The following is a 25,997-nucleotide window of genomic DNA, read 5'->3' as shown; positions in this document are numbered from 1 at the left end:
TCATCCTGATCGCATCGCGCTTTAGCGTTACTTCAGCGTCGCGCTGAGCTCTTCCGAAAACGCTTCGTTGGTGCGGTCGAGCCTGAGCGGGGTGACCGAGACATAGCGCTCGCGAAGCGCCGCCAGATCAGTGCCGTCGGCCGGCGTATCCATCATCGCGGCGCGCTCGAATCCGATCCAGAAATAGGGATTGCCGCGGCCGTCCTGGCGCTCGTCGATCCTGAGGAAACCGAGATTGCGCTTGCCCTGGCGCGTGACGCGGATGCCCAGCACATCCTCCGGCGCGCAGGACGGGAAATTGACGTTGATGACCGTGTCCTTCGGAATGCCCGCGGCAATCACCTTGCGCAGGATGTCGGGCCCGAACTTGCGCGCGGTGTCCCATGGCGGGCGCTCGCGGGTCTCGACGCTGAACTCCTGCGACAGCGCGAATGACGGCAACCCCAGGATGGTGCCTTCCAGCGCGCCGGCGATGGTGCCGGAATAGACCACGTCCTCGGCGACGTTGCGGCCCTTGTTGACCCCGGACAGCACGACGTCAGGCAGCTTGGCACCGAGGATATGGCGCGCGCCCATGATGACGCAGTCGGTCGGCGTGCCGCGCACGGCAAAGTGCCGCGGCCCGACTTCGCGCAAGCGCAAGGGATCGTTCAGCGACAGCGAGTGCGACACGCCGGACTGGTCGAGCTCGGGCGCCACCACCCAGACGTCGTCGGACAGCGCGCGCGCGATTTCCTCGACCACCTTGAGGCCGGGGGCGTGAATGCCGTCGTCATTGGTGCAGAGAATGCGCATGCGGAGGTTCGATTCCAAAAAAGCGGGGTCCAAGCCGTCTTATCCGGCTCCGGCCGATCAGGCAAACCGGCTGATCAGGGGTTCCTGCCTGAACCCGTTAGCGGCGGATGCGCCATTGTGGAAGGAAGCGCGCCAGCCGCCCCTCAGCACGCAGACTCATCGCAGGCACCGCCGGACTGACGACGGCAGCCTCGATCACGCCGAGCGCCTCCAATTGCGCAACGAACGCATCCGGCTCCGGCTCTCGCGGAAAGCGTTCGCGCGCCACCGTCAGCGCGTTGTCGAAGTCGGCAGCGTTCACACCGGGCTTGGCCCGCCGGCTCTGCACGAGATCGTCGTCCCAGAGCCGGGCGATCTCGATGTCCAGCACGCCGCGCAGGCGCTGATCGACGGCCTGGATCCCGGCCCCCGTCACCGCCCATTGTCGGCCGACCCAGAAGATGTCGCGGTGCAAGGCCATGAACGGAGGGTTCGCGTTGCGGGTGGCCGGCAGGATAGCCGGCCGCCCGATCTTCGCAACCAAACGTTTCTGCGTTTCAGGCAGGTAACACGCCCTACTCGCGCCCGATCACCTTCACGCCGCCCATATAGGGCTGAAGCACGTCGGGGACCGCGATCGAGCCGTCCTCCTGCTGATAGGTCTCCATCACGGCGATCAGCGCGCGGCCGAGCGCGGTGCCGGAGCCGTTCAGCGTGTGGACGAAACGCGGCTTGCCGTCGGGACCGCGCGAGCGCGCATCCATGCGTCGTGCCTGGAAGTCGCCGCAGACCGAGCAGCTCGAGATCTCGCGGAATGCCCCGCCCTCGCCCTGCCCCGGCATCCAGACCTCGATGTCATAGGTTTTTTGCGACGAGAAACCCATGTCTCCTGCGCAAAGCGTCATCACGCGATAATGCAGCCCGAGCCGCTGCAGCACCTGCTCGGCGCAGGACAGCATGCGCTCCAGCTCGTCCTTGCTCACCTCCGGCGTCGTAATCGAGACCAGCTCGACCTTGGTGAACTGGTGCTGGCGGATCATGCCGCGCGTGTCACGTCCGGCCGCGCCGGCCTCGGCACGAAAGCACGGCGTCAGCGCGGTGAGCCGCATCGGCAACTGCTTCTCGTCGAGGATGGATTCGCGCGCGAGGTTGGTCAGCGACACCTCAGCGGTCGGAATGAGGCCGAGGCGCTCTGTCCTCAGCCGCTCCTGGTCGGGCGAGGCAAGGAGCTCGCCCTTGATCGCCCAGAACTGATCATCCTCGAACTTCGGCAATTGTCCGGTGCCGAACATGATCTCGTTGCGCACCAGCAGCGGCGGATTGATCTCGGTATAGCCGTGCTCGTCGACATGCAGATTCAGCATGAACTGGCCGAGCGCGCGTTCGAGCCGCGCCAGTCCCTTCTTCAGCACGACGAAACGGGCGCCGGAGAGCTTTGCCGCCGCCTCGAAATCCATGTCACCGAGCGCGGTACCGAGATCGTCATGCAGCTTCGGCGCAAAGCCGTAGTTGCGCTTGTTGCCGAACACGTGGTGCTGCACGTTGCCGTGCTCGTCGACACCATCGGGCACGTCGTCGAACGGAATGTTCGGGATCGCGGACAGCTCTTTGGTCAGCTCCTCATCGGCGGCTTTCGCGGCGGCCTCGAGCTGCGGCATCGTGGTCTTGAGCTCGGCGACCTCGGCCATCAGCTTGGCCGCGCGCGCCTCGTCCTTCGCCTTCTTGGCATCGCCGATTTCCTTGGAGGCCGCGTTGCGCCGAGCCTGCGCCTGCTCGGAGGCCAGGATCGCCGCGCGCCGCGTCTCGTCGATCGCGAGCAGCGAGGCCGACAACGGCTTCAGGCCGCGCCGGGCGAGGCCGGCGTCGAAGGCTTGCGGATTGTCGCGGATCGATTTGATGTCGTGCATGGCTGTCTTCCCGTCATGGCCGGGTTAATCCCGGCCATCCACGTATCTGCCGCCTTAGATCAAGTCGTGGATGCCCGGGTCAAGCCCGGGTATGACGAATCATGGGCTGAATGGCGCTATGATAGAGCGAAAGCGCCCTACTCCGCCGGATTGGCCGGCGTCGACACGTCGGTGCCGGTGGTCGCCTGCGAGGCTGCCGCCGCCCTCTTCTCCACCATCCCCACCGCGATGATCGAACCCTCGTAGAGCAAGAGCAAGGGAAGCGCGAGCGAGCACTGGCTGAGCACGTCCGGCGGGGTCAGCACCGCCGCGATGACGAAGGCGATGACGATGAAATAGCGGCGCTTCTCGCGCAGCATCTTCGAGGTCACGATGCCGATCCGCCCGAGCAGCGTCAGGATCACCGGAAGCTGGAAGGCGATGCCGAAGGCGAAGATCAGCGACATCATCAGCGACAGATATTCGCCGACCTTGGGCAAAAGCTGGATTTGCGCGGTCTCGTCGCTGCCGGCCTGCTGCATGCCGAGCGAGAAGCGGACCAGCATCGGCAGCACGACAAAATAGACCAGCGCCGCGCCGAGCACGAAGAAAAACGGGGTCGCGACCAGGTACGGCAGGAAGGCCTGCTTCTCGTGCTTGTACAGCCCGGGCGCGACGAATTTGTAGATCTGCGTCGCCACGATCGGAAACGAGATGAAGCCGGCGCCGAACAAAGCGAGCTTGAGCTGGGTGATGAAATATTCCAGCAGCGCCGTGTAGATGAACTTGGAATTCTCCGGACCCGCGACCCATACGAACGGCCAGACCAGCACGTTGTAGATCTGCTTGGCGAAGAAGAAGCAGAAGATGAAGGCCACGCCAAAGCCGAGCAGCGCCTTGATCAGCCGCGAGCGCAGCTCGATCAGGTGGTCCATCAGCGGGGCTTTGCTGGCCTCGATATCGGCGTCGCTCATGACGCTTTGGCGTCCTTGATCGCTTCGGATGGCGCGGTGTCCTGCGCAACCTGCGCCTGCTCGACCTCACGGGTGATGGCGAGCGGCTCGTTCGCAGCCGCATGCGCCTCGGCTTCCATGAAGGTCGCGGGCGTCGGCGCTTCCGGAGTGGTAGGAGTGACAGGCGCTTCAATTGAAGTCGCCGGTGGTTCGACAGCCGTCGTGGTCGGCGTCTCGGCGGGCTTGTCCAGCGCGTCGACGCGGAGCGCGTCGCTGACGTCCTTCTGGAGCGAGGACAGCGGATTGAAGCCGGTCGCGGCTTCCTTGACCTCGTCGAAGCTCTTCTTGAGGTTGGCCATTTCGGCCTCGCGCATCGCTTCCTGGAACTGGCCCTGGAATTCGGCGGCCATCTTGCGGGCCTTGCCCATCCACTGTCCGACCATGCGCAGCACGCCCGGCAGCTCTTTCGGGCCGATGGCGATCAAGGCCACGACCCCGATCAGGACCAGTTCACTCCACCCGATGTCGAACATGAGGTCTTCCGTTCACGCGAAGCCGCAGCCGACCCAATCCCTTGCGCGCAGGATCGGGCCGCACCCCGCGTCTCGCGTGCTCTTTGGCTCAGACGGCCTTGCTGCCGACGTCGGACCGCGCCGCGGTCGGCGCATTGTTGTGCTCGATGGACTTGGCCGGCTCGGGCTTCTCGGCGGGCTTGTCGTCGTCCTGCATGCCCTTCTTGAACGCCTTGATGCCCTGCGCCACGTCGCCCATCAGATCCGAAATCTTGCCGCGGCCGAACAGCAGCAGGACCACTGCGATCACCAGGATCCAGTGCCAAATGCTGAGTGAACCCATCCTGCAACCCTCCAAACGCGCATGGCCGGGGACCCGGCCGATCTTCACTGAAACCTAGGCTTGGCGGGTGTCAAAAACAAGGACCAAGGCAGCGCCAATTCGCTGTTGGCACTACGTAATCTTGCTAGTGTTAACCGGTCGCAGGGCACCGGTAAAACGCAAAGGCCTCACTCTTCGGTGCCGCCTTCGCCGCCCTCCTCTTGGCCGCCTTCCGGTGCCTCCTCCGGAGTCTCGGGCTCAACCGCAGGCGCCAGCGCCAGATCGAGATCCTCGCCCGGTTCCAAGGGATCCTCGTCCTCGCGGAGCTGCGGGTCGTCCGACGGCGTCGGCACGCTGAATCCGGTCGGCAGGCGCGAATCCAAGAGGCCCGTGCCCTTCAGCTCCTCGAGACCCGGCAGATCGCCGAGCTGTTCCAGGGTGAATTGCGACAGGAAGTCCTCGGTGGTTCCGAAGGTCAGCGGACGGCCGGGCGTCTTGCGACGGCCACGCGGCTTGATCCAGCCGGTCTCCAGCAGCACGTCGAGGGTACCCTTCGAGGTGACGACGCCGCGGATCTCCTCGATCTCGGCGCGCGTCACCGGCTGGTGATAGGCGATGATCGCCAGCACCTCGATTGCCGCGCGCGACAGGCGGCGGGTCTCGGTGCTCTCCCGCGTCATCAGCCAGGCGAGATCGCCGGCGGTGCGGAAGGTCCATTTGTTGGCGACGCGAACGAGGTTCACCCCGCGCAAGGAATAGTCCGCCTGCAATTGCTCGAGCGCGGCCTTGACGTCGACGCCCTCGGGCATGCGCTTGGCCAGCGTCGCGGTATCCAGCGGTTCACTCGAAGCGAACAGCAGTGCTTCCAGCAGCCGCAATTCCTCGGGACGTGCCTGGGATTCGTTCTCCATCGGCTCGGCCTCTTCTACCCGCACTTCAGCCAGGCTTGCCATGGCAGCTTCTCCTTCTTGCACTTAACCGACCGGCGCATCAGGCGCAGGAGCTGCGTCCGGCACCGGTTTGGGGCGCCCCTTCCGGAAATAGATGGGCGCAAACGCCTCTTTCTGGTTCAGCTCCAGCTGACCTTCGCGCACCAATTCGAGCGCAGCAGCAAAGCTCGAGGCGAACACCGTCGCGCGCTGCGTCGGATCGGCGACGTGCCGGACCAGGAAGTCGTCGAGCACGCCCCAATCGTCCTGCTCGCTGATGCTGCCGACCAGCCGCTCCAGCGTGGCGCGCGCCTCGGCGAGCGACCACACCGTGCGCTTGGCCAGATGCACGCTCGCCAGCACGCGCGACTGGCGCTGCGAGGCGTAGGCGGTGAGCAAATCGTACAGCGTCGCCGTGTATTTCGGGTGCTTGATCTCGGCGATCTGCTCGGGCTCGCCGCGCGGGAAGATGTCGCGCAGCAATTGCTGCCTGTTCATCAGCCGGTTGGCGGCTTCGCGAATGGCCTCCAGCCGGCGCAGGCGGTTGGCGAGCGCCGTCGCCATCTGCTCGGCGCTCGGGCCTTCCGCGCTCGGCGGCTCCGGCAGCAGCAGGCGCGACTTCAGGAAGGCGAGCCATGCCGCCATGACGAGGTAATCGGCGGCGAGCTCGAGCCGGATCTTTCGCGCGGCTTCGATGAAGTGGAGATACTGGTCGGCCAGCGCCAGGATCGAGATCTTGGCGAGGTCGACCTTCTGCTGCCGCGCCAGCGCGAGCAGCAGATCGAGCGGACCCTCATAGCCCTCGACGTCCACCACCAACGCCGGCTCACCCTCGGCAAGCTCTGCGGGCCGCCCGGTTTCGAAAGATAGAATTTCTGCGGTCATGCCGATGCCGTGTTTGCCCGTGCGATCAATGCGTCCAGCTCAGTGCGTGCGGCGACGCGATCGAGCGGTTGCGGCGCCTTGCGCGCGGCGAGCGCGGCGTTCGCCCGCTCCAGCGCCCTGCCCGACAGCTCAGGTGTCTGGCCGGCGACCTCGCGCATCTCCTCGATATTGCCGTTGCAATGCAGGGCCACATCGCAGCCGGCCGCGAAGATGGCGCGGGTCCGCTCGGCGATATTCCCCGACAGCGCGTTCATCGACACGTCATCACTCATTAACAAACCCTGGAACCCGATTGCGCCGCGAATCACGTCAGCAATCATTGTCGCAGATGTCGTCGCCGGATGGGCGGGGTCGACCGCGCTAAACACAACATGTGCAGTCATGGCCATCGGCAGGTCCGACAGCGGCTTGAAGGCGGCGAAGTCGGTCCGTTCCAGCTCGTCCCTGGGCGTATCGACCGTCGGCAGCTTGAAATGGGTGTCGGCAGTGGCCCGGCCATGGCCGGGGATGTGCTTGAGCACCGGCAACACGCCGCCCTGCTCCAGGCCCTCGGTGACCGCGCGCGCGATCGCCGCGACCTTGCCGGGCTCGGTGCCATAGGCCCTGTTCCCGATGACAGCATCGGCACCCTCGACGGGCACGTCGGCCAGCGGCAGGCAATCCACGGTGATGCCGAGATCGGCAAGATCAGCCGCGATCAGGCGGGCGGACAGGCGCGCCGCGGTGAGCCCGAGCGCCGAATCAGTGTCGTACAAGGTCGAGAAAACGGCGCCCGGCGGATAGACCGGCCAGTGCGGCGGACCGAGCCGCTGTACCCTACCGCCTTCCTGATCGATCAGGATGGGCGCGTCGGCAGCACCTGCCGCCGTCCGCAATTCCGCAACCAGTGCAGCGACTTGAGCTGGCGTTGCGACATTGCGCTTGAATAGGATGAAGCCCCATGGGCGCTGGTCGCGGATAAACTCCCGCTCGACGGCGGTCAGTTCCGTTCCGGATACACCGGTAATGAAGGCCCGCGTGCTCATAACGGCCGATTAACCCTGACCCGCGAGGGGGTCAAGGAAACGGCCGTTAATTCCTCTGGACGAAGCAGGCGGACAAGCCTGCGGACTTCAGGCTGTTGCAGGCGTGCGTCGCTTCCTCTGCCGAACCATAGGGCCCAGCGAAGGCGCGGTAGACGACCCCCTTGCCCTTGTCGCTGAGGTCGACCCGCTTGATCACCGGCGAACGGGAGCCGAGCACGCTGCCATATTTGCTCTGAAGCACGCGATACGACGCGGCCGCGCTATCCTCGCTCTGCTGCGAGGAGACCTGCACGATGTAGCCGCCACCGCCGCTGCTGGCGGGCGCGATTTGCGTCGGGGTGGTCGCAGCCATCCGCTGCGGCGGTTCGGCTGCCGGGACCGATTGCGGCGCCAGCGACATCGGCTGGTTGGCGCTGGCATTGGCCGAGGTCGGCGGATTGCGCGGCGCGACCGGCGCAACGGGCGCAGCCACAGGCTTCGGCGCAGCCGTTGGCCTGGCGGCAGCGGCCGATTGCGGCGTGGCGCTGTCGGTCTGATCGCCCTTCACGGCGACAGTCCTGATCGGGCGCGGCGAATTGTTCGACATCGTGCCGTTGCTCGCGCCCGTGCTCGGCGGCGGCACCGCAGACGGCGACACGCTCGCCACCGACGGCGGGTTCGCATTCTGGTTCAGCGGCGGGAACACCACGCGAGGACCGCCCGCCTTGGCGTTGACGTCGACCGGCGCCTCTTCCCGCGGCACGATCTTCTCGGTGCCATCGCCGCTCACCATGCGATCCGGCACCTTGGCCGAGGAATCCGTCGGCGCCGGCACGATCTTGGTCGGGGTGTTGTCGGCCTTGATGATCGGCGGCTCGCCGCTGCGGGGCGAGCCGACATAGGTCTTGTAGGCGAAGGCGGCGCCGGTGCCGACCACGGCAAGCGCCAGGATCGCTGCGACCGTCATCATGCCGCCGCGCTGCTTCTTGGGCTCTTCGGGCTCCGCCTCCGGATAGTCGCTCTGATACGCGTAGGGATCGTCGGGATAGGCGGGATCGCGCTGATAATCCTGCTCGCCTGCCTCCAGCCGGCCGTAGAGCGCATCGTCGTAACGCGCCGGATCGGGCTGCTGATGTGGCTCCTGATAGGCCTGTTGCTGGTAAGCCTGATCCTGCTGGTAGGCCTGATCCTGGTAGGATTGCGCCTGATAGGCGTGATCCTGATAAGCCTGGGGCTGATGAAGTTCAGGCTCGGGCGCGGCAGGCTGGGCTGAATAGCGGTGCAACGGGTGGACCGGGTTTACGGACACGGGATAGTCTGGCTCGGGAGCTGGCGCCGGCTGCGGCTGCACGTTGGCCCGCCGCATCCATGAGGGCGGCCCGGGCTGCGCCGGCGGGGCCTGCTCGGCATAGTCCTGCTGATAATCGTCCTGTCGATCCTCTTGCCGATAGTCGTCGTCCTGATAGCCCTGCGCGGGCGCGGGGGCTGCCGGCGGATGTGCGCCGGGCCGCCCTTGAGCTGCGAAGGGATCGGTCTGTCCGATCAGGCGGGCGAGCTCGGCCAAGGGATCGCTCTCCGCCTTGCCATGCTGGGCGCCACCGCGACCATAGTCATCGGAGGGAAACGGTCTGTCCTGATATCGTTCGGCCATCGTGATGATGCGTCCCTTCGGGAAAGCCGCGCGCCCCTCGACCAAGGCACGGCTTTCGACCCACAAGGCTTTCAACCAAGTCTAAGCGATCCGGCTTCTGCCGGTTACCCCCGATATTCCCCTTAAGTAGTTCGCCCCAAACTACCGCATCTCGTTCGGAGCATGGACGCCGAGGATGGCGAGGCCCGATGCCAGAACCGAGACGACGCCCTGGACCATGGCCAGTCGCGCCTTTGTAAGCTCTGCATCATTATTGATAATGAAGCGTAAATAGGGCAAATCGCGCCCCTTCGTCCAAAGTGCATGAAATTCGCTGGCTAAATCATAGAGATAAAAGGCAATTCGGTGCGGCTCGTGGGCCGCGGCTGCGGCTTCCAGCATGCGCGGAAATATTGCGAGACGCTTGAGCAGGTCGAGCTCGACGGCGTCTGACAGCCGTTCCACCGCCGACTCAGCGAGCCAGGCGATCCGCTCGCCGGCATCCTCCGGCAGTTCCGGGAACACCTCCGCCCTCGCGTTGCGGAAGATCGAGTGGCCACGAGCGTGGCCGTACTGGACGTAGAACACCGGGTTGTCGCGCGACTGTTCCATGACCTTGGCGAGGTCGAAGTCGAGCACGGCGTCGTTCTTCCTGTAGAGCATCATGAAGCGGACGGCGTCCTGGCCGACCTCATCCACCACCTCACGCAAGGTGACGAAGTCCCCGCTCCGCTTGGACATTTTCACCGGCTCGCCGTTGCGCAGCAACTTGACGAGCTGGACGATCTTGACGTCGAGCGAGCCCTTGCCCGACGTCGTCGCCTTTACCGCCGCCTGCATGCGCTTGATATAGCCGCCATGGTCGGCGCCCCAGACGTCGATCATTTCCGCAAAACCGCGGTCGAACTTGTTCTTGTGGTAGGCGATGTCGGCGGCGAAGTAGGTGTAGGAATTGTCCGACTTGATCAGCGGACGATCGACGTCGTCGCCGTAAGCCGTCGCCTTGAACAGCAGCTGCTCGCGGTCTTCCCAATCCTCGACCGGCGCGCCCTTTGGCGGCGGCAGGCGGCCTTCGTAGACGTCGCCCTTGGCCTTCAGGAAATCGATGGTCTCGGCAACCTTGTTGTTGCCGGTCTCGATCAGCGAGCGCTCCGAGAAAAACACATCATGACGGATGTTGAGGGCGGCGAGATCGTCCTTGATCTCGTCCATCATCATCGCGATCGCCTTGGCGCGCACCGTCGGCAGCCATTCGACCTCGCTCATCGCGAGGAGCTTGTCGCCATGTTCCTTCGCGAGTGCTGTGCCGACCGGCTTCAGGTAGTCGCCCGGATAGAGGCCTTCCGGGATCGCACCGATGTCCTCGCCGAGCGCCTCGCGGTACCGCAGGAACGCGGAGCGCGCGAGCACGTCGACCTGGGCGCCGGCGTCGTTGATGTAATATTCGCGCGCGACGTCGTGGCCTGCGAAACGGAGCAGGCTCGCCAGCGCGTCGCCAAACACGGCGCCGCGGCAATGACCGACATGCATCGGCCCGGTCGGATTGGCCGAGACATATTCAATATTGACCTTGGAGCCGCCGCGGACGCGGCCGTAATCGGCGCCCTCGCGCAGGACCATCCGCAGCGCCTCGGCCCAGGCGGCCGGCCTCAAGGTCAGATTGATGAAGCCGGGACCGGCGACATCGACCTTGGCGATCAGCGCGTCGGCACGCAGCCGCTCGGCGATCTGCTCGGCGAGGTCGCGCGGCTTGGCCTTTGCCTCTTTCGCCAGCACCATGGCGGCGTTGGTCGCCATGTCGCCATGGGAGGGATCGCGCGGCGGCTCGACCACCACGCGCGAGAAATCGATGCCCTCGGGCCAGTTGGCTTCCACGGCCAGCGTACGGCAGGCGGCGTGCACGCGTGCAAGCACGTCGGCGAACAGATGCAGTGCTGAGGATGTGTCGGGCATGGCCGCCGCCTAACGCAAATCCGGGGTCGAGTCAAAAAGCCGCTGGTGCTCGGTCAGGGCGAAACGGTCGGTCATTCCGGCAATGAAATTGCCGATCCGGCGGGCCCGGTCGCCCTCATCGTCCGCCTCGGCCCCCAGCAACCATTCCGGCGGCAGCTCGCCCGGGGATTTCAGGTATTTCGCGAACAGGTCGAACAGGATCTGCTCCGCCTCCCCCATCACCCGCATCACCCGCTTGTGACGGTACATGTGCTGGTAGAGGAAGGTCTTGATGGCGGCCTCCTCCTCGGCGACCTCGGCCGGAAATGCGACCAGCGCCCGGCTCTGCTGGCGGACATCCTGGGCCGATTGGGGCTTCACCGCGGCGAGGTTCTTCTGCGCCTGCGCGAACACCGCACCGATCAGGTGCGAGATCAGCTCGCGCACCAGCTCGGCACCGCGCCTGAGGTCTTCGAGGTCGGGATAGTGCGCCGAGGTCTCGGCGATGATCTCAGCCGTGAGCGGCATCACCTTGAGATCGTCGAGATGGAACAGGCCGGCACGCAGACCATCGTCGATGTCGTGGGCGTCATAGGCGATGTCGTCGGCGATGGCGGCGACCTGCGCCTCCAGCGAGGCGAAGCTCCACAATTCGAGGTCGTAGGTCTCGATATAGTCGGCGATGCCGACGGGAATGCCGTGCTCGCGATAGCGCCCCACCGGCGCGCCGCTGCGGTCGGTCAGCGGACCGTTATGCTTGACGATGCCCTCCAGCGACTCCCAGGTCAGGTTGAGCCCGTCGAAATCGGGGTAGCGATGCTCGAGCGAAGCGACGACGCGGAGCGTCTGGGCGTTGTGGTCGAAGCCGCCAAAATCCTTCAGGCAGGCGTCCAGCGCCCGCTCGCCGGCATGGCCGAACGGGGGATGACCGAGATCGTGGGCCAGCGCCAGGGTTTCGGTGAGATCCTCGTCCAGCCCGAGCTGCCGGGCCAGCGCACGGGCGATCTGCGCCACCTCCAGCGAATGGGTCAGCCTTGTGCGGTAGTGGTCGCCCTCGTGGAACACGAACACCTGGGTCTTGTACTTCAGGCGGCGGAACGCGGTGGAGTGGATCACCCGGTCGCAATCCCGCCGGAACGGGCTGCGGGTCCGGCTCGGCGGCTCCGCGACCAGCCGGCCGCGGCTGCGGTCGGGATCGCAGGCATAGGGCGCATGGGGGGCAGCCATTCCGACGGACACGACGAATTTAGTCCCTATCCATTTGATTCTGCGTATCCTTGCACTTAACTATGCCGGACGCGGGATACCAAATGAATTGGGCAAGTGAACCTGGTATGACCGCGGGACTATCGGAGACAAGCCATGACGACCGACGTGACCATCAGTGACCGCGCCGCACGCCGGATTGGGGAGATCCTCAAGGGCGAAGGTTCTGGCGCGATGCTGCGCATCTCGGTCGAGGGCGGCGGCTGCTCGGGTTTCCAGTACAAATTCGACATCGACCGTGCGCGAACCGACGACGATCTCGTGATCGAGCAGGACAATGCGGTGGTGCTGGTCGATTCCGCCTCGCAGCCGTTCCTGGCGGGATCGCAGGTCGATTTCGTCGACGACCTGATCGGCGCCTCGTTCCGCGTCAACAATCCGAACGCCACGGCATCCTGCGGCTGCGGCACCAGCTTCTCGGTCTGACCGCCTACGCGCCTGTTATCTGCCTCTCCTCATCCGTCCACTCCATCTCGGCCGGCATCAGCTCCGGCTGCAGCGGCGCGTCCTCGGACATCACGTGGCCGTCGAGCGCACGCAGCAAGGCCGCGACCAGCGCCTGTTTGCGCAGCGGCTTGGCGAGGAAGTCCGACATGCCCGCCTCGCGGCAGATCCTGACATCCTCGGGGAAGGCGTTGGCGGTCAGCGCGACGATCGGCAAGGCCGCGAAGCGCCCGCCTTGCGCACGGATCGCGCGGGTGGCGGCAAGCCCGTCCATGTCGGGCATGCGCACGTCCATCAGCACCACATCGTAATTGCCTTCGGATGCTGCCGCGACGGCCTCAGCGCCGTCGGTGACGACGCGCAGCTCGACGTCGAAGGCCCCCAACATCTTGCTCACGACCATGCGGTTGACCGCATCGTCCTCCGCGACCAGCACCTTCAGCGGCCGATCGAGACCGGCGATACGGGTCTTGAGCTCGTCGGCCTCATCGTGGCCGGCCGTCTGCTCGGAGGCCTGCGCCTGGCTCCAGGGCAGGACCAGCGTGAAGCGGAAGGTCGATCCCTCGCCCGGCGTCGAGGTGACGCCGATAGTGCCGCCCATCTGCTCGATGATGCGCCGGGAGATCGCAAGCCCGAGCCCGGTGCCGCCGAAGCGGCGGCTGATCGAGGCGTCGGCCTGCGCGAAGTCGCTGAAGAGCTGGCCAAGCTTTTCGGGGGCGATGCCGATGCCGCTGTCGGTCACCGTCCATTCGACGGTCGCCAGCAAGTCGCGGCGCGCCTGGCAGGTCGCCGAGATCGTCACCTCGCCTTCATCGGTGAACTTCACCGCGTTGGACGCGAGGTTGAGCAGCACCTGGCGGATGCGCGCGACGTCGCCGCGCAGCGTCGGCGGCAGGTTCGGGTCGAGTGCCAGCTTGACCGTCAGCCCCTTGCCCTTGGCGCTCGCGCGGACCACGGTCACGACAGCCTCCACCAGCGCCTGCGGGGCGAAGTCGATCACTTCGAAGGTGAAGCGCCCGGCCTCGAGCTTGGACAGGTCGAGGATGTCGTTGAGGATGCGCTGGAGATTGTCGCCGGACTCGCGGATCGTGGTCACGGCCTCGCGCTGCTCCGGATCGAGCTTGGTTTCGAGCAGCATGCTGGCAAGCCCGAGCACGCCGTTCATGGGCGTGCGGATCTCGTGGCTCATCACGGCGAGGAAGTCCGACTTGGCGCGGCTCTCGGCCTCGGCCTTTTCCGCGCGCCAGCGTTCGGTCACGTCGCGGCCGAAGCCGCGATAGCCCAAAAATTGTCCCTCGCGATCATAGGCCGGCTTGGCCGTCAGCGACCACAGCCGCGCCTCGCCGCCGGCGACGACCTTGAGGTTCATCTCGTGCAGCGGCTCGTTCTGCTCCATCAGGCCGACGACGTTGTAGGCCGCGCTCTTGTCCTCGGGGCACAGCATGTCGAGCACGTCGGCGAAATGCGATCCCTTCAATAGCGGCAGCGGCAACTGAGCGACGTCCGCGAAGCGCTCGGGCACATCGACCAGATGCCCTTCGGCATCGGTCTGCCACAGCCAGTCGCTGGCGTTCTCCTGGAAGTCCTTCAGCAGCAGCGAGATGATCTCGGTCTGGCGTTCGAGTTCGAGCTGGGCCTTGAGATTGCCGAGGAACAGATTGCCCTGCGAGACGATGCTGCGCGCCATGAAGAATGCGAACAGCAGCAGGAACACCGCCGTCACCAGATACGGCCCGGCGCCGCAGAGCAATAGCGCCCCGGCGCAGGCGGTCGTCATGGTGGCGAGATAGACGAGGCCGGCGCGCGGGAACGTCGACAGCGTGAAGGCGCCGCCCGACATCATGCCGACCATCAGGCAGGCCAGGATCAGCTGGCTGGTCGGCTCGATGCGGCTGAACAGAGCGAGCGGCAACGCGCCCCAGATCGCGGCGAGCAAGACCGCCTGCCGCAGCATCTGCCGCGCGGCGCGGGGCGAGGCCTCCTGCGGCGGGTTCTGATGCGACCGCCGCCAGGCGCGCACCGCGAGCGAGGCGGTGGCGGCGAGCGTCAGGCCCCAGATCGCGAGGAAGTCGTTCCATCCCCGGCCCCAGAACAGGATCAGCACGATGGCGACGTTCAGCATCGTCACCGCCATCGTCACGGGGATCAGCCGCGTTACGGCGTCGATCTGCTTGGCGCGGATGCGGCGAATCTCGCGCTCGCTGAGATCGGCGGTCAGGCCGTCCTCGATCTCGAAGCCGCCGAGCCAATACAGGAACGCGCCGATCAGGCCGTCACGCGGCTCGGTTCGCTTCATCGATTTGTCCGGCCATCCCATTCGCGGAACCTTTTGACGATCAATGGCCTGCCGCCTGCTTAAGCCGGGTTAATTTTGTGGGAGATTTTGCGGCGTCCTTGACGGGCGCGTTTGCAGTTTGTTCTAACCATGGCCCCTGCCCGGAGCCCGCCGACATGACCATCAGAGTTGCCACCTGGAACGTGAACTCGGTCCGGCAGCGGATCGACCTCCTGCTGACCTGGCTGAGGGAGTGCCAGCCGGACATCGTCTGCCTCCAGGAGATCAAATGCGTCGACGAGGCCTTCCCGCGGCTCGAGATCGAGGCGCTCGGCTACAACGTGGTCACGCACGGGCAGAAGACGTTCAATGGCGTCGCGCTGCTCTCCAAGCTCCGGTTCGACGAGACCAAGTCGGGGCTCGCCGGCGACGACGAGGACGCCCATGCCCGATTCATCGAGGGTGTGGTCACGCTCAAGCGCGGGGTGCTGCGCATCGCCTGCCTTTATCTGCCCAATGGCAATCCGGTCGGGACGGAGAAATATCCCTACAAGCTCAAATGGATGTCCCGGCTTCTTGACTATTCGAAAGAGCGCCTCAAGACCGAGGAGCCGCTGATCCTCGCCGGCGATTTCAACGTCATCCCGCACGCCCGCGACGTGCACAATCCGGCCGCCTGGACCGAGGACGCCCTGTTCAAGCCCGAGACGCGGGAGAGCTTTCAGTCCCTGCTCGGCCTCGGCCTCACCGATGCCTTGCGGGCCGTCACGGATGAGCCCGGGCTTTACACCTTCTGGGACTACCAGGCCGGGGCCTGGCAGAAGAACCAGGGCCTGCGGATCGACCATCTGCTGCTGTCGCCACAGGCCAGCGACCGGCTGGCCAATGTCGGGATCGACAGCTATGTGCGCGGCTGGGAGAAGCCCTCGGACCACGTGCCGGTGTGGGCGGATCTGGATCTGGAGGCAGCCTAACGTCCGCAGAGTTGGTGGGCGCGCTTCGCTTTGCCCACCCTACCGGCACCGAGTTGCCGCCCTACTCGCGGCGGCCGCCCTGCACCCACTGTTCCAGCATTTGCAGGCACATGGCGCGGTCGTCGTCGGAGGCCTTGGCGAAGGCGCGGCTGTAGCTTTCCTTGATCCAGGTTTCGTCGGCACCGGCGCTGTCGCGCGCCAGCGTCAGCCACATCAGGCCGCGCGCGGCCTGTCGCGGCAGACGGTCGCCGTTGAACAGCATCTGGCCGAGCAGCGCCTGCGCCTCGTGCTGGCCCTTCTGCGCGGCGAGGCCGAGCCAGCGCGCGCCGTAGCGGAAATCCTCGCGCGAGGCGTCCGGCGTCTTCAGGTAGAGCCGGGCGAGATCATATTGCGCGTCGGCATTGCCGAAATAGGAGGCAGCATAGGAGAACATCTCCCGCGCCCGCTCCGGGTCCGACTTGACCTTCGAGTTCGGGATGCCGCTCAGATAGTAGCGGCCGAGCGCGACGAAGGCGTTGGCCACGATCTGCGCCTGCGGTGCCGACGGGCTGTCCTCGGCATGCGCATTGGCGATCCGGCTGAAATATTCGAAGGCACGCAGATCGTCCTGGGCGACACCGTCGCCATTGGCGTACATGCGGCCGAGCTTCCACTGCGCGATGGGGTGACCACCCTCGGCGGCATATTGCAGCGCACTGAGCGAGGTCTCCTGAGGCACGGCCGCCGGCGCGACTTTACCGCGTGCGGTCGCCGCGCTCCCCGGCAAGGTGGTCACGACCGGGATGGTCGCGTCCTTCGGGTTGACTGGAGCCCCGTCGAAGGCAAGCGCCGGCGCGGCCAGCGCACCGACCCCCAACACAAACGCAACTATGGCACGCCTAGATGTCCGCATAGCACTGTTTCTCGTGCGCGCCGCCCGGATGGGTCACTGCCCCCCCGACCGCTGGTCCAACCTGTTGAGCATATTTCCAGAGCGCACCCGACGTGTGGTTAGTCGCGCGAGCGGTCCATTTGGTCTTGCGCTGGGCGAGCTCGGCGTCGCTCAATTTTACGTTAAGGGTACCGGCGACCGCGTCGATCTCGATGATGTCGCCGTCCTCGAGCAGCCCGATCGGGCCGCCAATGGCAGCTTCCGGCCCGACATGGCCGATGCAGAAGCCGCGGGTGGCGCCCGAGAAGCGGCCGTCGGTGATGAGCGCGATCTTGCCGCCCATGCCCTGGCCGGTCAGCGCCGCGGTGGTCTGGAGCATTTCCCGCATGCCGGGGCCGCCCTTGGGCCCCTCGTAGCGGATCACGATGACTTCGCCTTCGCGGTAGGTGCGCTTCTGGACCGCCTCGAAAGCATCCTCCTCGCGGTCGAAGCACCTGGCCGGACCGGTAAACCTGAGGTTGGACATTCCCGCGACTTTCACGATCGCACCTTCTGGCGCCAGATTGCCCTTCAGACCGACCACACCGCCTGTCACGGTGATGGGCTTGTCTGCCGGGTGCACCACGTCCTGGTGCGGATTCCACTTCACGCTCTTGAGGTTTTCGGCGATCGTACGGCCCGTGACGGTAAGGCAATCACCGTGCAGGAAGCCGTTGTCGAGCAGCGTCTTCATCAGAAGCGGTATGCCACCTACTTCAAACATGTCTTTGGCGACATAACGGCCACCCGGCTTCAAATCCGCGACATATGGTGTCTTTTTGAAGATTTCGGCAACGTCGAACAGGTCGAACTTGATGCCACACTCATGCGCGATCGCCGGTAGGTGCAGCGCAGCATTGGTCGAGCCGCCAGAGGCGGCGACCACGGCGGCGGCATTCTCCAGCGCCTTGCGGGTGACGATGTCGCGCGGCCGGATGTTTTGGGCGATCAGGTCCATCACCTGCTCGCCCGCGGTCATGCAGAAGGCGTCGCGGATTTCATAGGGGGCCGGGGCACCGGCCGAGTAAGGCAGTGCGAGGCCGATCGCCTCGGACACGGTCGCCATGGTGTTGGCGGTGAACTGCGCGCCGCAGGCGCCTGCCGAGGGGCACGCCACGCGTTCGATCTCGTCGAGGTCTTCGTCCGACATGGCGCCGACCGAATGCTTGCCGACGGCCTCGAACATGTCCTGCACGGTGACCTGCTGCCCGCGGAAAGTGCCGGGCAGGATCGAGCCGCCATAGATGAAGATCGAGGGCACGTTGAGGCGGACCATGGCCATCATCATGCCCGGCAGCGACTTGTCGCAGCCGGCGAGCCCGACCAGGGCGTCATAGGCATGGCCGCGGACGGTCAGCTCGACGGAGTCGGCGATGCATTCGCGCGACGGCAGCGAGGAGCGCATGCCGTCATGCCCCATGGCGATGCCGTCGGTGACGGTGATGGTGCAGAACTCACGCGGGGTGCCGCCGGCCGACGCCACGCCCTTCTTCACCGCCTGCGCCTGGCGCATCAACGCGATGTTGCAGGGAGCGGCTTCATTCCAGCAGGAGGCAACGCCGACGAAAGGCTGGTGGATCTGCTGGGTGGTCAGACCCATGGCGTAGAAATAGGACCGATGCGGCGCGCGCGCAGGGCCTTCCGTCACGTGACGGCTCGGCAGCCTCTGCTTGATGTCGGTCTTCGCGTTCATCGCAACCCAGTTTCCTCGGTCAACCCTTTCAGACCCGAAAAATCAGAGCCAAGATTTGAATCGACCTTGGGATTTTCTCGTGGCCCTTCGAAGACCGCCGCTGCCCGTAAAACATTAGAGTGATTTTATTCATGTTCGGGTGTGGCCAAAAAGCGGCGGCGATGCGAACCGCCGTGATGAGGGTTAAATCCGGGATGAGTGTTGCGGAGACAGCACAATCGTTACCGGGAAGACACGGGTTGGATTACTGCAATACCCTCAGGAAGATGACGATCCACAACTTCAGATTTTGTGGCACGCACACTGCGCCCAACTCCTCCTCGGCGACCAGGCGTGCGAAAGTGAGTCGGTGTGCCCTTCCGCTCGTTGGCTACTCCCTCCCGTATCCCGGACAAGTCGCAACGCGCGAGCGTTGCGGCGCAGAGCCGGGACCCAGAAACCACAGATAGCGCTCGCGGAGACATGGGCCCCGGCTCTGCAGCGCACCGGACGATGCTTTCGCATCGCCGGGGCGCTGCGCTGCGTCCGGGGCACGAGACGAGAGTTTGACGTAGGCTCTCTCCTCCTCGGCAATGACGGAGTATGAGGTGGCGGCACTCCTCCAACCTGCATTTAAATCGTAGACACGTCTTCGCGTCCTCGCGGCGGATTTCGCCCGAGCTTTGCTTCAACTCTCCACCCTCCAATCCAAGAGGGCGCAGGGAAGGCCGGGTGCTGGCTCGCACCCGCGGTCCGCTGCGCGAAATGCACACGCAGAAAGAACCGCACAGCAGCATACAGGTGGTGCCGATCACTCGGCCTTCCCTGCGCAGTGGCTGGACGGCTTATGCCGTGATCTCCCGGGAGCCGACCATTCCTTCTGGCCTCCCTCGCCGTTCGAATTGACGATGCCGTCCACCCGGTTGGGCTCGCGCACATCTTCGAACAGTTTGACCGTAGCAACGACGGCCAGGACCACACGGTTTTGCCGTACGCGCGGCCCGCCATTTCGTCGCAGTTTTTCCTGGCCCTGTCGACGAAGCCGGAAACTTACAGACGAGACGAAGCCTGACAGCGCCGCTCGTCGCACGAAGCCTCGGGCTCACAGGGACTACCCGCCCTGCCCGCGCCTCTCGTGCCGACGCTGCCGCGTCCACCGCAAGCCCGGCTCGCGATGCGTGACGACACATGATCGCCCCTCTTGGTGAGCCGGGATGGACCACACATACGCCGAAACCGAATTTCGGTAAAGTGGAATATTTTCAGCGACGCGGATTGACAGAGGGCGACACAGGCTACGGCCACGAGCGGCCGCTCAGGCCGACATCGCACGCTTGCGTCCGGCCGGGTCGACCAGACGGACGATCTCGCAGACGGCGACGAGGCCGGCGAGCCAGACGGCGCAGGTCAGGGCGATGCGCGTCACGATGGCGGCGGTGAAGGCGCCCTCGCCGCCGAGGAACGGCGTCGCGGCGAGCAGCGCGATCTCGTAAATCCCGTAGGCGGCGATGAGCGTGATCGCCAGCGCCAACGGCGTGCGGCCCTGCGGCAGCAGGCCGAGCACCACCGACGAGGCCGCGGTCGCCAGAAGCGCAGCCGCGCCGATGACAAAGCCCCAGGCAATCGTGCTGGCATCAACGGGATAATGCAGCACGCCGAAACCGATGATCTGGTTGACGAGCCAGGCGCCGGTGACGACGAGCAGCGCCGGACGCTGCGGCAGCATCGCCGCGGCAATGACGGCGAAGGCCGCGAACGGCGTGGCGCACGCGAACGCAAAGCTTGCGAGCGCGCATGACGCCGTCAGCAGCGCAAAGCAGAACATCGGCGCAAGGCGCGGCGCGACCGGGTGAAGCCGGAAGCGATCGTCACCAGACGGCAGGATGCCGAGAGCCATGGTTGAATCTCCTTCTCTTCGAATTCTAGTCCGTTTGAGGGCGTGTGACGGCCCTGGCGAAAATCAGAACGTTGCGCCGGCCTTGAGCAGATAGGTGCGGCCGGGCAGCGGATAGGCACTGAAGCGGCCGTCCGTGAAGGTGCTCGCGATGGCGTAGTCGTAGTAGAGCGCGTTCAGCACATTGTTGACGCTGAGGGACCAGAAGTAGCGCTCAACCTGGCCGCTGAGCTTGAGATCGATCGTGCCGTTGGCGGGGATCGGCTTCTGGGTGCCCGCCTGGTCGTTGTCCATGCGACGCTCGCTCCAGAAGCGCGCGGTGGCATCGAGCACCACGTAATTCTGCCAGATGTTCCAGGTGACACCCGCACTCGCCGTGTAGCGCGAGACCAGCGGCACGTCGTTGCCGGCCCAGATGCCTTCGCGGAAGACCGCACTTGTATAGGCCACGCCGGAGCGCAGCAGCAGGGCGTCGTTGACGCGATAGGACAGACTGGTCTCAGAGCCGTAGCGGCGGGTCGGATCAAGATTTGTGTTGTAGAACAGGACCGGATTGAAATGGACCTCGTTGGTGAGATCCATCAGATAGAGACTGCTCTGCAGCTGCAACCCGCCGCCCTTGATGCGAACACCGCCCTCGATGTCCTGCGAGGTCTGGGTCTTGAGCTGGAACGTTTGCGGGATCGCAGCGAAGGTCAAGGGATCGAACGAAGGCCCTGAGGACAGGCGCTCGTCGACATCAGGCGTGCGGAACGCGCGCGCTACGCGGCCGAACAGCGAGACCTGGTCGTTCAGACGATGCTCGGCGCCGAGATGCAGCGCATATTGGGTCTCGTTGCTCGTCAGCGGCAACGCGCCGATGTCGGCGTTGAACGGAGCTGCCGGGTCGAAATTGTCGCGTGCCGCAAGACTGACGTTCTGCACCCGCGCGCCGTAGGAGATGTCTGTCGTGGGGGCGATTCCCAATGTGTGCTGGAAATAACCCGCAACGGTCCGCTGCCTGAGGTCGTAATTGTGCCAGGGGGCGAGCCCCTGCCCGGCGCCGCGGTTCTGCTCAAAGCTCGCATCGTAATAGTCGATGCCAGTCAGAAGCTGCGACGGCATGCCGAGCAGCAGGCTCTTCACGCTGAGCCGCGGCGTGATCGACCATGTCGTCAGATGGGAACCGACATAGGTCGACGAGAAGAAGGCCGGAACCGGCGTCGGGCTGGAAAAGAATGCACTCTGCTGCTTCTTGTCGCGCACGCCGCCGTCGACGATGAGATCGACGCCGCTGATCAGGGTCTTGGTGAAACCCGCAGTCGCGCCAAAACCCTGCTGGTTGGCGTAGTTGAACAGCGTGCTGGTCCCTCGCCGGTTGGCCCTGAGCTCGTCGAGGCCGATCGAGGGATCGACGGTGCGGCCGCCCGGCAGTCGCAGCTCCTGATTATCACCGGTAACCGTGAGAAAAGCAGTCAGGCCTGGCGTGGTGTAATTGAGATTGCCGACGCCATTCTGCTGGGAATAGCGGTTGTTGTCGCGATAGCCATCGGTCCTGACCGTATTGCCGTAGAACGAGGTCGACCACCGACCGGAATTGAGCGAGGTCGACACGTTGCCGAGCCTGGTGTTGAACGAGCCGAAGCCGGCCTCGATGCGCGCGGTCACGGGCGGTCCGCCGACGCCGTTTTTGGTGACGATGTTGATCACACCGCCGACCGCGTTGTCGCCATAGAGCACCGCGCCGGAATTGCCGCGCGTCACCTCGATGCGCTCGATGGAATTGAGCGGGATGGTGGAGAGATCCACCTGCGCCATGTCGACGTCGTTCAGCCGCCGGCCGTTGACCAGCACCAGCGTGTTGGCAGTGGCAAAGGCGCCGAAGCCACGCAGGTCCACGCTGGTCTTGGCGCCGATCTGGCCGCCATAGAACGTCGTGATCTGGGCCCCCGGCGTTTGCGTCGCAATGATCTCGGCGAGCGTCTGCGATGGCGAATGCGCGATATCGGCTGCCGTGATGACGGTCGTCGCGGCCCCGACGATGCCGCCGCTGCCGGCGGCAGCCTCACCGCCGGAGCCGGATGAGCCGGCGCCATTGCCTGCCGGCGCGACATTCGTCCTCACCCCCGCCTCGCCATCGCCGATCGCCCTGGCGCGCGTTCGGTTCTGATCGTCGGACCTGGTCACCTCGATCGGCGGCAATTGCTCGGCAAGCGCCTGCTGGGCGAAGGCGGAGGACGGATCGAGCGAATGCAGGGAAACGGATGCGAGCAGGCCGGCGGCAAAGCGCCTGGCGGCAGAGACGAGACGGGACACAATGGTAACCTCGGTATGACGTCAGTGGCACGTCACAGCGAACGAGGTTTCACGGCAGAGCGATGGATTGCTCCGGTGAAGCTAATGTCTGTACTCCCCGACCGACATCTTCGCGTGTGACCACGGCTGACGGCAGGTCTCCTGGCTCGCGGGTCGTGACCTTGCGTCGCCTTCCCAGGACCGAGTTTCCCAGTGGCATGAGACGAAAGATTCACCGCTTACAGTTGCGGGGGCAGCCGTGGCGTTGAGATAATCCCGGCGTTGGGACAATCCCGCACCACATTCCCTTTTGATCTCCATGAGGAGAACCGTCGCCGATCATTTACGAGCCGTTCGCCCCGCGAGTCAATCGACCGTTGGGTGCCGGCCGCTCAGGTCCGCCCGCGCACACGTTGCGCCTGGGCCCAGGCGACAGCGACATCGCGGGGCGGAACATCGACGCGCTTGATCGGGGTCAATTCGCCGGAGGCCGAGACGATCGCGGTCTCCTCGCGCCGGCAACGCGTGCAGACGAAGCGGACCTCGTGCGGGGACGCCGTCCAGCTCGACCGCTTCACGTTGGCTGCCATCGGCCAGGCATCGCAATGCGAGCACGACACCAGAAACCGGCCGGGATCGAGCATACCCATTTCCATCGGACTCCGCGTCCTGCCCACTTGCTTCAATGATTGACCCATGTGAATCGTTCCGGTGCCCAGGCACCGCCCATTCCACGGGTTGCATTCCTACAAGGCAGAGGCGGTGCGCTCAGCGCGCGCCCTTGAGGGTGCAGGAGGTCGTGCAGGTGACCGTGGTGCCGCGATCGCACGATTTGCAGGCATTGACGCACTGGTTCATGTCGCGGGGATTGTAGCTGTAGTTCCGCATCGGGCAGGTCGGCGTCGAGCCGGTGATATCCTGCTCCTGGTCGCAGGCCGCCGTCATGAGCGCGAATATGATCACGGCAACGAGGCGCATGTGATTGCCCTGTCAAGCATGGCAAATGACACTCGCGAGGTGCGCTGCATTGCAGCGAACCCCGGCCTTTCCACCACGAGCGATCGCTCGCGAGGTCAAGGATGCGCGCCAAACCTTAAGATCGGATTGCAGCCGGCGTCAGGCAGCAGCCTTGGTCGCGATCGCCTGCCGCATGTCCACCGCCAGCTGACGGTATTGCTCCGAGAGTTTCAGATAGAACTCGCGCTTGGTGCTGTCGGTGGCGAGCTTGGCGATCAGCTCACATTCGGCGGTGAGCGTCTCGAACCGTTCCAGCCTGTCCTGAAGTTCCGTCATCGGCGTGTCCCCGTCAAACGCCTCAAGGACATCCAACCTAAGCCCGGGAAATAGGTCACGGCGAACATCGTTATCGAGCAGAAACGTTTTTTCCGACAGGGCGAGCTGGCGCAACAAAAACGGCTATTTCTGCTCCAGCCGCCAGGCGCCGTCCCACCCCTCTTCCGGCGGCTTGGCCTCGAGCTGCGCGATGCGGCCGAGCATCGTGCGCGAGGGGCCGTCGCCGGGGACGGCTTCGAGCGCGGCGTTGAAGGCGGCGCGCGCCTCGTCGAAGCGGCGGGCCCGATAGGCGGCGAGCGCTTCGGCATAATGCGTGCGCAGGCTGTCCTGCGCGCCGGTGAGTGCGCCCGCCCGCGCCATCACCTCGAAGATCGGCTGCGGCGCGCTCTGGCCCGCGACCGCCAGACGATCGATCTCGCGCAATTCGAGCCGCGCTCCGATCGCGTCAGCAGTTGCCTGCGAGATCAGGATGCGGGTTCCGTAGACCTTGTTGACGGCCTCCAGCCGCGAGGCCAGGTTCACGGCGTCGCCCATCACGGTGAAGCTCATCATCAGCTCGGAGCCGATGCTGCCGGTCAGGACCTCGCCGGTGGCGATGCCGATCCGCAGGTCACACGGCGCCGGCATGGCGCGGATGCCGAGCAGGTCGGGCAGCTGCTTCTGCAGCGCGGGCACCTGGTCGACCATCTCGGTTGCGGCGATGCCGGCCAGGAGCGCCTGCTCGTCTTCCTCGATGAAGGGCGGGCCCCAATAGGACATGATGGCGTCGCCGATATATTTGTCGATGATGCCGCGATTACCCCTGATCGGTCCGGACATCACCGTGAAATAGTGGTTCATCACCCTGACGAGGCCGCGCGGGGTCATGCCCTCGCTCATCGAGGTGAAGCCGCTCATGTCGCAGAACATGATGGTCATGACCCGGCGCTCGCCGTCGATCGCGACCTCGGGCCGGTCGATCAGCCCCTGCACCACCTTGGGATCGATGTAGCGGCCAAAGGTCTCGCGGATGCGCTCGTTGTGCCTGAGCTGCTCGGTCATGCGGTTGAAAGCCGCGGCGAGCTCGCCGATCTCGTCCTGCGTGGAGACGGTGATGGTCTTGTCGAAGCGGCCGGCCTCGACCTCGCGGGTGCCGGCGAGCAGCAGCCGCACCGGGCGCGTGATGCCGCTGGACACCAGGAGCGCAAAGGCAAAGCCGACGATCGCCGCGAGCAACGTCACGATGCCAGAGACGATGATCGCTTGGTGCTGATGGCCGATCACCTGCGACGTGCTGGCGAAGACCTGCTTGAGCATGTCGGCCCGGATCGCATCGATCTTCTGGTTGAACTGGTCGCGCAGCGCGTCGATATGCTCGAGCGTGATCCGCGCTTCCGCCATCTGCTGTGCGTCGATCTGGTTGAGGAGTTTCGCGTGGCTCTCCTTCTGATCGCGGCGCAGCTCGCCGACGGCGGTCTCGATGCGGGTCTCGATCCGTGCCAGCGCGGCGTTGTCGGACGGCGTGCGAGGGTCGTCTATGATCGCGTTGATCAGCTTGCGCGCGCGCTCGGCCTCCTCCTCGATCTTGCGGTCGGCGTCCTCGAACTCGCGAAGGCGCGCCGCATAGGCCTCCTCGTCCGAGGACGCCTGCATCTTCGTCATGATCATCCGCCGCAGCGCCACCGATCGCTCCAGCGAGCGGATGTTGACGCGCGCGAGATCGCCATAGGCCGGGATGTAGCGGTTGGTCAGCTCGTCGAGCAGGACGCCGACCTGGCTCGACATCACCATCGACAGGATCGAGGTGACCAGCATCAGGACGATCAATCCGAGGGCGATACCGACGATCTTGCGCCTGATCGACTGGTTGAAAATCGGCATAGCTGCAGGGACAAAGGCCAAAGGGACGGAGCAAGGGAACTCCATACACCGGATCTTGCTGCGGGAACACGCGCAATCTGGTTCCTCCTGGCGCCCAGGACCATGGCCGGTCGTCGCGCGAGCCCGGATCGTTAACAAAGGTTAAAGGAACTGCCCCCCAGCGGAAGTTCCCTCGTCACATCCGTATTTTGCCGCATTGTTGCGACAGCGTGAGGAATGCGAAACGATGCCGTGGCATTGTTCTCGATGTCGTTGATTCTCAAGCCGCATGTCGTCGCGGACCTTGGTTTGTAGTGGTTTCGCAGGGG

General features: G+C 65.2%; 23 protein-coding genes and 1 riboswitch. Of the genes, 2 read left to right on the top strand and 21 right to left on the bottom strand.

Annotation, left to right across the window (positions count from 1 at the left end; all coding sequences use genetic code 11):
• Window positions 1–27: 27 nt before the first annotated feature.
• From surE to CIT37_RS19890, 12 genes are all read right to left on the bottom strand, one after another.
• Window positions 28–795: a 5'/3'-nucleotidase SurE gene (gene surE, locus CIT37_RS19945; RefSeq protein ID WP_018317879.1), complete on the bottom strand. Its 768-nt coding sequence runs from the start codon at window positions 793–795 to the stop codon at window positions 28–30.
• A 97-nt stretch (window positions 796–892) separates the two neighbouring features.
• On the bottom strand, window positions 893–1,255 hold the full coding sequence (locus CIT37_RS19940) for a hypothetical protein (RefSeq protein ID WP_028145377.1): 363 nt from the start codon (window positions 1,253–1,255) through the stop codon (window positions 893–895).
• A gap of 94 nt (window positions 1,256–1,349) precedes the next feature.
• Window positions 1,350–2,681 (bottom strand): serine--tRNA ligase, encoded by a 1,332-nt coding sequence (serS, locus tag CIT37_RS19935; protein WP_028145378.1) that lies wholly within the window; start codon window positions 2,679–2,681, stop codon window positions 1,350–1,352.
• Between the two features lie 137 nt (window positions 2,682–2,818).
• Window positions 2,819–3,634: a twin-arginine translocase subunit TatC gene (gene tatC / locus CIT37_RS19930; RefSeq protein ID WP_028145379.1), complete on the bottom strand. Its 816-nt coding sequence runs from the start codon at window positions 3,632–3,634 to the stop codon at window positions 2,819–2,821.
• Entirely contained in the window at window positions 3,631–4,146 is a 516-nt protein-coding gene (gene tatB, locus CIT37_RS19925) for a Sec-independent protein translocase protein TatB (RefSeq protein WP_095424107.1), read from the bottom strand. Before tatB ends, tatC begins: the two co-directional genes overlap by 4 nt.
• Window positions 4,147–4,234: 88 nt before the next feature.
• Window positions 4,235–4,468, bottom strand: a complete 234-nt coding sequence (locus tag CIT37_RS19920; RefSeq protein ID WP_028145381.1) for a twin-arginine translocase TatA/TatE family subunit — start codon at window positions 4,466–4,468, stop codon at window positions 4,235–4,237.
• A 167-nt stretch (window positions 4,469–4,635) separates the two neighbouring features.
• Window positions 4,636–5,400 (bottom strand): SMC-Scp complex subunit ScpB, encoded by a 765-nt coding sequence (gene scpB, locus CIT37_RS19915; protein ID WP_028145382.1) that lies wholly within the window; start codon window positions 5,398–5,400, stop codon window positions 4,636–4,638.
• A gap of 21 nt (window positions 5,401–5,421) precedes the next feature.
• On the bottom strand, window positions 5,422–6,261 hold the full coding sequence (locus CIT37_RS19910; RefSeq protein WP_018317872.1) for a segregation and condensation protein A: 840 nt from the start codon (window positions 6,259–6,261) through the stop codon (window positions 5,422–5,424).
• The gene (gene nagZ, locus CIT37_RS19905) at window positions 6,258–7,286 is read right to left on the bottom strand and encodes a beta-N-acetylhexosaminidase (protein WP_095424106.1); all 1,029 of its coding nucleotides are present in this window, start codon (window positions 7,284–7,286) and stop codon (window positions 6,258–6,260) included. Before nagZ ends, CIT37_RS19910 begins: the two co-directional genes overlap by 4 nt.
• Before the next feature lie 46 nt (window positions 7,287–7,332).
• Window positions 7,333–8,916 (bottom strand): SPOR domain-containing protein, encoded by a 1,584-nt coding sequence (locus CIT37_RS19900; protein WP_095424307.1) that lies wholly within the window; start codon window positions 8,914–8,916, stop codon window positions 7,333–7,335.
• Between the two features lie 141 nt (window positions 8,917–9,057).
• Complete coding sequence (gene argS / locus CIT37_RS19895; protein ID WP_095424105.1) at window positions 9,058–10,848, bottom strand: arginine--tRNA ligase; 1,791 nt, start codon at window positions 10,846–10,848, stop codon at window positions 9,058–9,060.
• A 9-nt stretch (window positions 10,849–10,857) separates the two neighbouring features.
• The gene (locus tag CIT37_RS19890) at window positions 10,858–12,066 is read right to left on the bottom strand and encodes a deoxyguanosinetriphosphate triphosphohydrolase (protein ID WP_095424104.1); all 1,209 of its coding nucleotides are present in this window, start codon (window positions 12,064–12,066) and stop codon (window positions 10,858–10,860) included.
• Window positions 12,067–12,189: 123 nt separating this feature from the next.
• On the opposite strand from CIT37_RS19890, the gene erpA reads away from it, so the two are divergent.
• Entirely contained in the window at window positions 12,190–12,519 is a 330-nt protein-coding gene (gene erpA / locus CIT37_RS19885) for an iron-sulfur cluster insertion protein ErpA (protein WP_038949166.1), read from the top strand.
• Between the two features lie 4 nt (window positions 12,520–12,523).
• Here the strand turns inward: erpA and CIT37_RS19880 are convergent, their stop codons facing one another.
• Entirely contained in the window at window positions 12,524–14,854 is a 2,331-nt protein-coding gene (locus CIT37_RS19880; protein ID WP_095424103.1) for an ATP-binding protein, read from the bottom strand.
• A gap of 134 nt (window positions 14,855–14,988) precedes the next feature.
• Between CIT37_RS19880 and xth the strand changes: the two genes are divergently transcribed.
• Window positions 14,989–15,786 (top strand): exodeoxyribonuclease III, encoded by a 798-nt coding sequence (xth, locus tag CIT37_RS19875; protein WP_038949167.1) that lies wholly within the window; start codon window positions 14,989–14,991, stop codon window positions 15,784–15,786.
• Between the two features lie 61 nt (window positions 15,787–15,847).
• On the opposite strand, the gene CIT37_RS19870 is transcribed toward xth, so the two are convergent.
• The 8 genes from CIT37_RS19870 to CIT37_RS19835 all read right to left on the bottom strand — a co-directional run bounded on the left by CIT37_RS19870 (window position 15,848) and on the right by CIT37_RS19835 (window position 25,689).
• Complete coding sequence (locus tag CIT37_RS19870; protein WP_038973357.1) at window positions 15,848–16,678, bottom strand: tetratricopeptide repeat protein; 831 nt, start codon at window positions 16,676–16,678, stop codon at window positions 15,848–15,850.
• Complete coding sequence (ilvD, locus tag CIT37_RS19865) at window positions 16,665–18,389, bottom strand: dihydroxy-acid dehydratase (protein WP_028145391.1); 1,725 nt, start codon at window positions 18,387–18,389, stop codon at window positions 16,665–16,667. Before ilvD ends, CIT37_RS19870 begins: the two co-directional genes overlap by 14 nt.
• A gap of 1,294 nt (window positions 18,390–19,683) precedes the next feature.
• Complete coding sequence (locus tag CIT37_RS19860; protein ID WP_038971501.1) at window positions 19,684–20,265, bottom strand: hypothetical protein; 582 nt, start codon at window positions 20,263–20,265, stop codon at window positions 19,684–19,686.
• A gap of 63 nt (window positions 20,266–20,328) precedes the next feature.
• Window positions 20,329–22,557: a TonB-dependent receptor gene (locus CIT37_RS19855; RefSeq protein ID WP_095424102.1), complete on the bottom strand. Its 2,229-nt coding sequence runs from the start codon at window positions 22,555–22,557 to the stop codon at window positions 20,329–20,331.
• Window positions 22,558–22,671: 114 nt separating this feature from the next.
• Window positions 22,672–22,885: riboswitch (cobalamin riboswitch) on the bottom strand.
• A 43-nt stretch (window positions 22,886–22,928) separates the two neighbouring features.
• A complete protein-coding gene (locus CIT37_RS19850) occupies window positions 22,929–23,192 on the bottom strand; it encodes a hypothetical protein (RefSeq protein WP_244611253.1) in 264 nt (87 codons plus the stop codon).
• A gap of 112 nt (window positions 23,193–23,304) precedes the next feature.
• A complete protein-coding gene (locus CIT37_RS19845) occupies window positions 23,305–23,514 on the bottom strand; it encodes a hypothetical protein (RefSeq protein ID WP_028141611.1) in 210 nt (69 codons plus the stop codon).
• 138 nt (window positions 23,515–23,652) lie between these two features.
• Window positions 23,653–23,943 carry a hypothetical protein gene (locus CIT37_RS19840; protein ID WP_212476835.1) on the bottom strand — a complete coding sequence of 97 codons (291 nt, stop codon included), beginning with the start codon at window positions 23,941–23,943 and terminating at the stop codon, window positions 23,653–23,655.
• A 9-nt stretch (window positions 23,944–23,952) separates the two neighbouring features.
• Window positions 23,953–25,689 (bottom strand): adenylate/guanylate cyclase domain-containing protein, encoded by a 1,737-nt coding sequence (locus CIT37_RS19835; RefSeq protein WP_095424100.1) that lies wholly within the window; start codon window positions 25,687–25,689, stop codon window positions 23,953–23,955.
• Between the last annotated feature and the right edge of the window lie 308 nt (window positions 25,690–25,997).

Origin of the sequence: Bradyrhizobium ottawaense, from assembly GCF_002278135.3 — a bacterium.
In the GTDB taxonomy this organism is placed as follows: Bacteria; Pseudomonadota; Alphaproteobacteria; order Rhizobiales; family Xanthobacteraceae; genus Bradyrhizobium; species Bradyrhizobium ottawaense.
Note: the sequence above shows the minus strand (reverse complement) of the source record. Positions and strands in the feature narration are given on the sequence as shown.